This window comes from Candidatus Deferrimicrobiaceae bacterium, assembly GCA_035256765.1.
GTDB lineage: Bacteria > Desulfobacterota > Deferrimicrobia > Deferrimicrobiales > Deferrimicrobiaceae > CSP1-8.
The window spans coordinates 1-10,085 of sequence record DATEXR010000117.1 but is presented as its reverse complement, the minus strand read 5'-3'; the positions used below and the strand labels follow the sequence as shown (position 1 = coordinate 10,085).

Genomic DNA, 10,085 nt, shown 5'->3' with positions numbered 1-10,085 from the left:
TGGTCAACGAGCTGTCCACCCGGTTTGCCGCGATCAATTTCAAGGCATATGAAATGTCGGAAGAGATCCGAAATCTGGAGATGCGGCTTTCGGGGACCGAGGCGTCTTACCGATGTATCGAGTGGGAAAACAGACAGCTTCGCCAGGAGATCCGGTTCCTCCGGAAGGTGCTCCTCGAATTTGGCGATCCTCCCCAGGAAATCAGGGAGCTGGTGGCCGCCTACCGCCGGGAAATGGAAGCGAGGGAACCGATCCCCGGTGATGGTGGAGAATAACGGGCTATTTTCATCGGTTTGCCCGGGTCGTCGTTTCTATCGGCCGAAAAAAATCTCTCCAAGGAGGAGGACGGATGAACAGAATCCAGAAGGTAGTCGCCAGGGAGATCCTCGATTCGCGCGGGAACCCGACCGTCGAAGTGGACGTTGTGCTGGAGAACGGAGTTCTCGGGCGGGCCGCGATCCCCTCGGGAGCCTCGACGGGAAAAAGGGAAGCCGTAGAGCTGCGCGACGGGGACAAGAAACGGTTCGGCGGGAAAGGGGTTCTTCGCGCGGTGAAAAACGTAAATGAAGTCATCGGACCGACCGTCATCGGAATGGACGCCGCCGAACAGCTTGTCATCGACCGCGCAATGATCCGTCTGGATGGAACGGTCCACAAGGAAAAGCTGGGGGCGAACGCCATTCTCGGCGTCTCCATTGCCGCCTGCAAGGCCGCGGCCCTCTCGCTAGGTTTGCCCGCTTACCGGTATCTCGGCGGTCCCACGGCGAATCTCCTTCCCGTCCCGATGATGAACGTCATCAACGGCGGGAAGCATGCCGACAACAACGTCGATCTTCAGGAGTTTATGATCGTTCCCCACGGTGCGCCCACGTTCTCCGAGAGCCTGCGCCTCGGAGTGGAAACGTTCCACGCCCTGAAAGGCGTCTTGCGGAAAAAAGGGTATCAGACGGCCGTAGGAGACGAGGGAGGATTCGCCCCCATGCTCAAGAGCAACCTGGAGGCGATCGAGGCGATCCTGGAAGGAATCTCGGCAGCAGGTTTTCGGCCAGGAAAGGACGTTGCGATCGCGCTGGACCCGGCGGCAAGCGAGTTTTTCGAGGACGGGAAGTACGTCTTTTCAAAATCCGACGGGTCCGCCCGGACCTCCGAGGAGATGGTCGCGCTCTATGCGGACCTCGTCCGCCAATTCCCGATCGTGTCGATCGAGGACGGGCTGGCGGAAAACGATTGGGCCGGGTGGAAGATGCTTCAGGCGGAACTGGGAGAAAAGGTCCAGATCGTCGGGGACGACATCTTCGTGACCAACACCGCTCTTCTTTCCCGGGGCATAGAGGAACGGGCAGCAAATTCCGTTCTGATCAAGCTGAACCAGATCGGGACCATCAGTGAAACCGTGGCTGCGGTGCAAATGGCAAGGAATGCCGGCTGGACGGCGGTGGTTTCCCACCGGTCGGGGGAGACGGAGGATCCCTTTTTGTCCGATTTCACCGTTGCGATGGGGATGGGGCAGATCAAGACCGGCAGTGCCTGTAGGACCGATCGGGTATGTAAATACAATCAACTCCTGCGCATTCAGGAAGAGTTGGGTAATACGGCGGAATTTGCGGACGGAAAACCCTTCCGGTGCCGCTGAAAGGGATCGACTGAGGCTAATAGGCCCCGGCCTTGGCGATGACGTGTAGGCGAGGCGTGCGGTAACGGACTCTCCACCACAATGTCCGGTGCACGTCCCACATATTCAGGAACAGGCGGTTCGAGGGCTAACCAAACATCTTCCCGCCGCAGCCGACATCGGCTTGAGCGTCCCGCTCCGTACTTGCTTCACCCGGTTTGGGATATTCACCGCGATCTCACGGGCGTCCGACGGGGGTAAGATGATCGTGTTCTCCGGCAGGATCGACAGCATCCATAAATTGGTGTTTGATCTGCTCGAGGTGCCGCTCGCTCCGGACCACGAAGTAGCGGGGGAAGAGGTTGGTGGGACGGCGCGTCCGCGGGCCCCGGCGGGGGAAGCGCCCGGGAAGGCGGGAGTACGACGAAACCCTTCATGGCGGCCGGCTCACCCTTCCCCCGCGGGGTCCTCGAGATTCTCCGGCATCCCCTCGACGAAACGGCGGATCTGGTCCCGGACGTCCCGGAAGCGGGCGAGCACCTGCTCCTCCGTCCCGCGCGCGTAGACGGGGTCCTCGAACGGACGGTGGACCCGCTTCCCGAGGCCGGGGTGGTAGGGGCACACCTTGCCGGCGTGGTCGCAAAGCGTCACGATGTAGTCGAAGCGGATTCCGTCCATCTCCTCCACGTGCTTGGAGTATTGCCCGGAGATGTCGACCCCCGCCTCCGCCATGATCCGGATCGCCGTCGGATGGACGTAGCACGGCGCGACTCCGGCGGAAAAGACCTCGATCTCCTCCGATTTCAGCGCCTTCGCCCACCCCTCGGCCATCTGGCTGCGGCAGGCGTTCCCGGTGCACAGGAAGAGCACGGTTTTGCGCCCCTCGCGCGACCCTTTCGCTTTCCCCTTCGCCATCATTCCCCCTCGCCGCCGCCCCGCCCGATCTCCCCATCGTCCCGCTTGACCGCGCCGGACTGCAAGGATTACGTTATATTATTACCCGGGGGGGGGGATTCCATTGAAGACCACGACCAAACTGTTCAAGGCCCTGTCGGATGAGACGCGTCTCCGGATCCTGAAGATGCTCGAGGCACGGCCTTTATGCGTCTGCGAGATCCAGCACGTCCTCAAAGGATCGCAGCCCAACGTGTCGCACCACCTGAAGACCCTATCCGAGGCCGGGCTCGTCGAATCCAAGAAGGACGGCCTTTGGATCGATTACCGACTCCCCGACAAGCCGGCGTCCCCGCTCCACGCGGCCGTGCTGTCCCTCATGAAGAAATCGCTCGACGGCGAACAGGTCATCAAGAAGGACCATACCCTCGTCAAGAGCGTGAACCGGATCGAGATCACCCTTCGGAGATAGGGCTCTCCTTCAAGGACCCCGCAGGAGCACGAAGGTGGCTCCCCATCCGCCGGCCTCGGGCGGGGCGTTCCCGAACGCCTCCACCCTCGGGTGGCGGGAAAGAGCGGCCCGGACCATCTGCCTCTGTGTTCCGGTTCCGCGTCCGTGGATGATCCGGACCTGCCGCAAGCCTTGGTTCGACGCCTCCTCGAGATACTCCTCCACCACGGAGACGACCTCTTTCGGGGAAAAGGCGTGCAGGTCGATGTGGTCCTCGATCGGGATCCTGTGCGGGGAGTCCAGCGCCGCCTCCTTCCTCCCTTCTCTTCCCCTTAACCATACCACCTCCCCCCGGATCCGGTAAGATAGGCCCATGTCGAAGAGGGTGATCGTCGGAACGGCGGGTCACATCGACCACGGCAAAAGCGCGCTCGTCAAGGCGCTCACCGGGGTCGACCCGGACCGGCTCAAGGAGGAGAAGGAGCGGGGGATCACGATCGAACTGGGGTTCGCCCACCTTTTGCTCCCCTCCGGGACGCTCGCGGGGATCATCGACGTGCCCGGGCACGAGAAGTTCGTTCGGACGATGGTCGCGGGCGCCGCCGGGATCGACATCGTGATGCTGATCGTCGCCGCGGACGAGGGGGTGATGCCCCAAACGCGGGAGCACCTCGACATCTGCCGGCTCCTCTCGATCGGCGACGGGCTCGTGGCGTTGACCAAATGCGACAAGGCGGACGCCGACTGGGCCGCCCTCCAGGAAGAGGAGGTGCGAAAATTCGTCGGGGGCACCTTCCTTCGCGACGCCCCCGTCGTGCGGGTCTCCGCGGTCACGGGGGAGGGGCTTCCGGCGCTTGTCGATGCGCTCGACGCCATCGCGGCGCGCGTCAAGGGAAAGGACCCCGAGCTTTTCTTCCGCCTTCCCGTCGACCGGTCGTTTTCCATGAAAGGGTTCGGCACGGTGGTGACCGGAACGATCACGGGCGGGACCGTCCGGACGGGGGACGAGATCCAGGGTCTGCCCGGCGGGCCGGTCGCCCGCGTCCGGGGGCTGCAGGTCCACGGGGGGCAGGCGGAATCGTCCTCCGCGGGAACGCGCACCGCGGTGAACCTGCAGGGGGTGGAAAAAGAGAGCGTGCCGCGCGGGTCGGTCCTGTGCCACCCGGGAACCTTTACCCCCACGAAGGCGGCCGACGCATACCTCGAATACCTGCCGCTCGCCCCCCGGCCGCTGAAAAACCGCGCGCGCGCCTCGTTCCACGCGGGAACATCCTCTTCCCTGGCGAAGGTCCTTCTGTACGGCGCCGCGGAGATACCGCCCGGCGGATCGGGGTACGCAAGGATCGAGCTCGACGAGGAGATCGTCCTCGCGGGGGGGGACCGGTTCATCCTGCGCGGCTTCTCCCCGCTCGAGAACTTCGGGTACACGATCGGGGGAGGGCAAATCCTGAACCCCTATCCCCCGCGGCGCAGGGGGACGGGAAAAGCGGTCCCGCCGGCGCTGCCCGTTTTGCGGTCGCCCGAGCCGGCGGCCCGGATCCTGGCCGCCTTCGAGGAGGCGGGGCGTAAAGGGCTCGGGAAAAAGGAGGCCGCCGTCATCGCAGGGGTAGGGCTTGCCGCGGCGCAAGGCCGGATCGAGCGCCTCCTTTCCTCGGAAAAGATCCGGGCGGATGCCGGCGGGAACCGTTATTGGCACTCCGCCACCGTGGAGGAGATCGGAACGGAGGGGATCCTCGCGCTGGCGGCGCTCCACGACCGCTTCCCGGACCGGGAGGGGTTCCTCCGCGAGGAGATCGCCGCCCAGTTTCCCGTCGGGACCGACCCGGAACTCGTCGAACTTTCCCTCGCGGCACGCCCGGAGACGGAAAGAACGGGGGATTCTTTCCTCTTGTCCGCGAGGCGCCCCAGGTCGGTCGAGCTCACCTCTTCCCTGGCCCATTCGATTGCGCAGAAGTTGCGCGATTCGGGCCTCGCCGCGCTGTCGAAGCCGGAGCTTGTGGACACGCTGCGCCCCCCGGACAAAAAGGAGTTCGACAAGACGCTCGAGGGACTGGTCAAGTCGGGCGCCATCGTGCGCGTCAAGGATCTTTATTTCGACGCGGGCGTGATCGGGGGCCTGAAGGAGAAACTCGTCTCTTCCCTCGAGAAGAAGGGCGAGATCACCGTTCCGGAGTTCAAGGACTTGGCGGGCGGCCTCTCACGGAAATACGTCATCCCGCTGCTCGAACACTTCGACATGTCCAAGGTCACCCTGCGGGTGGGGGACAAACGGGTGCTGCGCAAAGGAAAGTAGAAACCCCGGGAAGCGACGGGCTCAATTCCCCTGGATCATCTCCACATCGAAGATCAAGGCGGAGTTGGGGGGAATGTTGGGGAGGGCGCCGCGTTCGCCGTAGGCCAGGTCCGCGGGGAGGAAGAGCTCCCACTTCGCGCCTTCCTTCATCATCGGAATGGCTTCTTTCCAGCCGGCGATGACGCTGTCGGCCCGGAAGGTCGACGGCTTCCCCCTCTGGTAGGAACTGTCGAACTCGGTCCCGTCGATGAGGGTCCCTCGGTAGTGAACCGTGACTTCGTCGGTCGCCTTCGGCGACTTCCCGGACCCTTCCACGATCACCTTGTACTGCAGGCCGCTCGGGAGGGTCACCACCCCTTTCTTCTTCCCGTTTGCGGCGAGGAACGCCTCCCCATCCTTGCGGATCTTCTCGGCCTCTTCCTTCCGCCGCTTCCGCTCCTCGGCCATGATCTTCTTTTTCAGGTCCACCAGGGCCTGGTGCATTTCCTGCCGGGTCATCAGGGGCTCCGCGCCGGACCGGGCGTCCTGGATCCCTTTCACGAGTTTTTCGGGATTCAGTTCCACTCCCTGGCGCTTGAAGTCCCCCCCGATCTGATACCCAACGCTGTAGCTCACCCGGTCGTTCTCGTCCTTCCGTTCCGTCTTCTCCCCGGCGAGGCATACTCCAGAGAAGCAAACGGCAATAACCGCCGCGAAAAGGAGTCGTTTCATCTCTCCCCTTTTCTCTATCCCCCGATGGCCGGATCGTCCTGCCTCGCTGGAATTCCTCCGACGCCTCTCGACAATTCGCGGGAATTTCCCTCGAAACGTAATAAATTATGAAACAAAACAAAGAAATATGTCCTGTAAGGGATGCAAAATCAATTCCTATTGGAACGACCGGCGAACATGTCGTAACCTATTGATAATATTAATATTCCCTGTGAGGAGGAATCCCGGGGCCCTGGGGCGGGACATCGGCCGGGAGAAAAAGGGGAACATTTCTCGACAATTGGGAAAAGAATTGCCTTGCGGATTCCTCTTCTCCGTTCACCCATTTGATTCCTTATAAGGCCGGGAGGACAGGTCGAATCTGCGGAAAAACCGTCATCCTTCGTCCGGGGGGGGAGGAACGGGGGACGGTGTCTCCCAGAACTGCCAGAGAACCGCGCCGGAAACCCCCGCCCCGAATCCCGCGATGTTCCCGGGTAGGGAGAGGAGGGCGGGGTTGACAAGATCCGTGAACGGGCCGGGGCCGATGAGGAACGCGGCGGCCACCCAAGCGCAGGCGAACAGATAGGCCGGGACGGTCCGGATCTGCCCCAGCCCGTACATCCGGATGGAGACGTCCGGGAAGAAGACGAGATAGGCGCCCAGCACCCCCGCCACCGCCCCCGCCGACCCGAGGGCCGCGTATCCTTCCGGCTTCCCCCACAGCAAGTGGGCCGCCCCCGCGAAGACGCCGCACAAAAGATAAAGAAAAAGAAACGGGAGCCACCCCATCCGGTCCTCGACGTTATCCCCCAGGACGAACAGGAAGAGGACGCCGGCGGCAAGCGGCAGCACGCCCGCGTGCAGGAAGATCGAGACGAGCACCGCGGGAAGAAAACCCCAGGAGATCCCCGCCCCGGGCGGCAGCCCGGAAAGGCCTCCCGGCAGCGACGGGGTCCCTCCCCCGATCCGGGAGAAGAGGTAGACTCCGATCGAAAGCCCGATCAGAAGGTAGGTCACGACGGGAAACGACGAAGGGGACGGTCCCCCGTCGGCGAGCGGAACCACCACCGGGAGGGGAATCTGCACGTCGGAGGGGCGCACGACGGGGCCGTGCTGAAGCTCCATCCGGCGCTTGACCGCCCTGGCGAGCGACTCCCCCAGATCCGCGAACGCCTTGCCCTGCTGACGGAAGGAACGGAACCGGGCGGAAATGGCGGCTGCGCAGCGGCGCGGGGCGAGATATCCGTGGCAGGCAAGGCAGTGAAGCACGGGGATCCCCGTCATCTGGAAGTCGACCGCTCGGATATGCCCTCCGCACCGCGGGCAGAAAAGCGACGCCGCCTGCCGGTGCATCTTCGGGAGCTCCCCGCCCCGGGGCTCCGGGAGGGTTTCCCCTTCCGCGTCCGCCGCAAGGCGCCCGTCGGTGAGTTCCCGGATCTCCCCGCAGTCGAACCAGAGGGCGCCGCAGGAAAGGCACCGGTCGATCTCCTTCCCCCCCGCGAGCACGCGCCGCATGGAGGATATCTTGCAGAAAGGGCAATCCATCCGGCCCAGTATAACCGGCCGAACAGAAGCCGGGGGAGTCTTTCCCGCGCGCCGGCCACGAAAGGGCGATCGGCCTTGCGCAACGTCGAATCGATCTATCTTCTCAAAGCATGTTCGAGGGGGGGGAAAGAGAAACTGATGGCGAAACACCATCAGTTCCCGGAAATTATCCCCCTTAAGAATCTCACACCGACGTGACCCTCTCCCTTTCGGGCGCCCTCCCGCGAAACGCTTTCCGGAAGTTCCGAATGGGGAAAAAGGGCTCGGTGATATAGTCGAAAAAGGCGCCGCCGGAAGGCCTTCTCCCCCGTCCTTTGCGGGAAGAAAACGATCGTGCCGGTCACGGCGAGCGCAGGAGGGGAATCTGGACGTACTGCGCGTCATCCTTGCGTGGACGGCATTCGGGGCATTCCACAGCCTGACCGTATCGGAACGATACGAGCGCTGGGCGCGCCGCATGATGGGGGAGCGCTCGTTCGCCGCGCACCACCGTTATCTCTTCACCGTCTATTCCGCCGCCGCATTCCTCCTCCTCGTGCTGTATCTCCAGGCCGTGCCGGACCGGCCGCTCTACCGTCTGGAGGGGACAATTCGGTTATTGTTCCATGTCGTCCAGATCGGCGGGGCCGCGCTTCTATTCTTTACCCCCTGGGACCTAAAGGAGTTCGTGGGGATCACCCAGTGGCGGCGGAGCAAACAAGGGGAACCCCCGGAACCGGAACGCAACGACCGTCTCTTCACCCACAAGGCGTACGGCATCGTCCGCCACCCGCTCTATCTCGGCATCTCCGTGATCCTCGCCTTCCACCCCGTTCAGACCCGGAATTCCCTCGTCTCCGCAGCGATGGTCATCCTCTATTTCTATGCGGGGACGTTTTTCGAGGAGCGGCGGATGGTCCGCAAATTCGGGGAGGAGTACCGGAACTACCAGCGCCGTGTCCCCCGATTCCTCCCGTTTCGTGTGCGGGGACACTAATCAGCGCTGGGGGGGGACACTCCTCAACGCTCGGGGGGACACTCCTCAACATACTACTCGAAATAGGAATGTCCCCGGAATGTCCCCCCTTGGAATGTCCACGGTGAGAGTGTCTCTCCGAAAGAAGGGCGAATCGCCCGATTCGCCCGGGTATCCAATATCCATTACGCCCCAACAGGGGGAAGGGCGGTCGGCGGGATGGAGAAACCGGAACTTCCGGTAGTTTTATTTTCCGATTATATCTGCCCGTTCTGCTATGTAGGGGACAGACGACTGGCGAGGCTCACCGAGCGCTACGATCTGAAGGTCGAGCGGCGCTTTCTCGAGATCCACCCGGATACGCCCCCCGGGGGGGTGCCGGTTTCGGAACTGGGCTACCCACCGGAACAGTGGCGGCAGATGATGGCGAATCTTTCCCGGATGGCGGACGAGGAGAAGATCACGCTCGCCGAACGGAAGATCACGACGAACTCCCACAAGGCGCTCCTTCTGGCCGAGGCGGCGAAGGAGGAAGGAGCGGAGGTCTTCGAGGCCCTGAACGAAAAGCTTTTCGCGGCCTTTTTCGGAGAAGGGCGAAACATCGGCGATGACGGGGTCCTCCGGAGCCTGGCGCAAGAAGCGGGGGTGTCGCCCGAAATCGTCGAGCGGGCCTTTCGCGATCCGGCCTACGAGCAGATGCTTCGCGCGAACCAGGCGATCGCCGGGCAGCTCGGCATCACGGGCGTTCCCGCCTACCTCATCGGAAACCGGATCGTCGTGGGGGCCGTCCCGACGGAGACGCTGCTTGCCGCGGCCCGGGAGGCTCTTCCTTCCCCGCCCTGACCGCGGTACCTGCGGCCCCGGGATAAAAAGGTTCTTCCCTCTATTTCGCGAGTTTCGCGGCGATGGACGCCACGTGCTTCCCCTGGAATCTCGCGGCGGCCAGCTCGTTCTCGCTCGGCATCCTCTCCCCCTTGCCGCCCGCGATGGTGGACGCCCCGTAGGGGGATCCGCCGGTGATCTCGTCGATCCGCATCTGGCCCTGGAAGGCGTACGGAAGGCCCACGACGACCATCCCCTGGTGAAGCAGGGTGACGTGGAAGGACAAAATGGTCGACTCCTGCCCGCCGTGCTGGGTCGCAGAGCTCGTGAAAACGGATCCGACCTTGCCGACGAGCGCCCCCTGCATCCAGAGCTGGCCGGTGGCGTCGAGGAACTGGCGCATCTGGCCGCACATGTTGCCGAAGCGCGTCGGGGTCCCGAAGAGGATCGAGTCCGCCTGCGCCAGCTCGTCCACCGTGCAGACCGGCACGTGGGCGAACGCCTTCTGGGGCTCCACCGCACCCATCTTCCCGAGGACCTCCGGCGGAAGCGTCTCCGGAACCCGCCGCAGGAAGACTTCCGCCCCCTTTATCTCCTTCACCCCTTCGGCGATGGCCTCCGCCATCCTATAGACATGCCCGTACATGGAGTAGAAGACCACATACACTTTCATCGTCCGTCCCTCCCTTGCGTTCGACGTGAACATCCCGATATCGAAATATATAACAGGGATGCCTTTCCGCCGGTTTCGATTCCGGAAGGGCCGCCCCCCTGCAAGCGTGACCCCGGAGGCGAAACCGAGCCGGGACTTCTCTGGCGG

General features: G+C 63.4%; 11 protein-coding genes. 6 read left to right on the top strand and 5 right to left on the bottom strand.

Going from position 1 to position 10,085, the window contains the following annotated elements; all coding sequences use genetic code 11:
* Together VJ307_03880 and eno are read left to right on the top strand one after the other, a co-directional pair.
* A partial coding sequence (locus VJ307_03880; GenBank protein HJX73274.1) for a hypothetical protein occupies positions 1-275 on the top strand: 275 nt, incomplete at its 5' end.
* 74 nt (positions 276-349) lie between these two features.
* The gene (gene eno, locus VJ307_03875; GenBank protein ID HJX73273.1) at positions 350-1,633 is read left to right on the top strand and encodes a phosphopyruvate hydratase; all 1,284 of its coding nucleotides are present in this window, start codon (positions 350-352) and stop codon (positions 1,631-1,633) included.
* 426 nt (positions 1,634-2,059) lie between these two features.
* Here the strand turns inward: eno and VJ307_03870 are convergent, their stop codons facing one another.
* Positions 2,060-2,527, bottom strand: coding sequence for an arsenate reductase ArsC (locus VJ307_03870; GenBank protein HJX73272.1), 468 nt, complete (start codon positions 2,525-2,527; stop codon positions 2,060-2,062).
* Positions 2,528-2,630: 103 nt separating this feature from the next.
* Between VJ307_03870 and VJ307_03865 the strand changes: the two genes are divergently transcribed.
* Complete coding sequence (locus tag VJ307_03865) at positions 2,631-2,978, top strand: metalloregulator ArsR/SmtB family transcription factor (GenBank protein HJX73271.1); 348 nt, start codon at positions 2,631-2,633, stop codon at positions 2,976-2,978.
* A 9-nt stretch (positions 2,979-2,987) separates the two neighbouring features.
* On the opposite strand, the gene VJ307_03860 is transcribed toward VJ307_03865, so the two are convergent.
* On the bottom strand, positions 2,988-3,332 hold the full coding sequence (locus VJ307_03860; protein HJX73270.1) for a Smr/MutS family protein: 345 nt from the start codon (positions 3,330-3,332) through the stop codon (positions 2,988-2,990).
* Here VJ307_03860 and selB point away from each other — a divergent pair.
* Positions 3,331-5,250, top strand: a complete 1,920-nt coding sequence (gene selB, locus VJ307_03855; GenBank protein ID HJX73269.1) for a selenocysteine-specific translation elongation factor — start codon at positions 3,331-3,333, stop codon at positions 5,248-5,250. The two genes, VJ307_03860 and selB, sit on opposite strands and share 2 nt — an antisense overlap.
* Before the next feature lie 21 nt (positions 5,251-5,271).
* On the opposite strand, the gene VJ307_03850 is transcribed toward selB, so the two are convergent.
* Both VJ307_03850 and VJ307_03845 read right to left on the bottom strand, forming a co-directional pair.
* The gene (locus tag VJ307_03850) at positions 5,272-5,961 is read right to left on the bottom strand and encodes an FKBP-type peptidyl-prolyl cis-trans isomerase (GenBank protein ID HJX73268.1); all 690 of its coding nucleotides are present in this window, start codon (positions 5,959-5,961) and stop codon (positions 5,272-5,274) included.
* A 375-nt stretch (positions 5,962-6,336) separates the two neighbouring features.
* Complete coding sequence (locus tag VJ307_03845) at positions 6,337-7,488, bottom strand: rhomboid family intramembrane serine protease (protein HJX73267.1); 1,152 nt, start codon at positions 7,486-7,488, stop codon at positions 6,337-6,339.
* 151 nt (positions 7,489-7,639) lie between these two features.
* On the opposite strand from VJ307_03845, the gene VJ307_03840 reads away from it, so the two are divergent.
* A complete protein-coding gene (locus VJ307_03840; protein ID HJX73266.1) occupies positions 7,640-8,464 on the top strand; it encodes an isoprenylcysteine carboxylmethyltransferase family protein in 825 nt (274 codons plus the stop codon).
* Positions 8,465-8,662: 198 nt separating this feature from the next.
* Positions 8,663-9,286 (top strand): DsbA family protein, encoded by a 624-nt coding sequence (locus VJ307_03835; protein HJX73265.1) that lies wholly within the window; start codon positions 8,663-8,665, stop codon positions 9,284-9,286.
* A gap of 40 nt (positions 9,287-9,326) precedes the next feature.
* Here VJ307_03835 and wrbA read toward each other — a convergent pair.
* The coding region (gene wrbA / locus VJ307_03830) for an NAD(P)H:quinone oxidoreductase (GenBank protein HJX73264.1) at positions 9,327-10,085 on the bottom strand (759 nt) is incomplete at its 5' end.

Bases quoted from the DNA above. Each gene is read 5' to 3' on its own strand.
- VJ307_03845 (HJX73267.1), bottom strand. From the start codon at position 7,488: ATGGATTGCCCTTTCTGCAAGATATCCTCCATGCGGCGCGTGCTCGCG.
- eno (HJX73273.1), top strand. From the start codon at position 350: ATGAACAGAATCCAGAAGGTAGTCGCCAGGGAGATCCTCGATTCGCGC.
- selB (HJX73269.1), top strand. From the start codon at position 3,331: ATGTCGAAGAGGGTGATCGTCGGAACGGCGGGTCACATCGACCACGGC.
- VJ307_03860 (HJX73270.1), bottom strand. From the start codon at position 3,332: ATGGGCCTATCTTACCGGATCCGGGGGGAGGTGGTATGGTTAAGGGGA.
- VJ307_03835 (HJX73265.1), top strand. From the start codon at position 8,663: ATGGAGAAACCGGAACTTCCGGTAGTTTTATTTTCCGATTATATCTGC.
- VJ307_03870 (HJX73272.1), bottom strand. From the start codon at position 2,527: ATGGCGAAGGGGAAAGCGAAAGGGTCGCGCGAGGGGCGCAAAACCGTG.
- VJ307_03850 (HJX73268.1), bottom strand. From the start codon at position 5,961: ATGAAACGACTCCTTTTCGCGGCGGTTATTGCCGTTTGCTTCTCTGGA.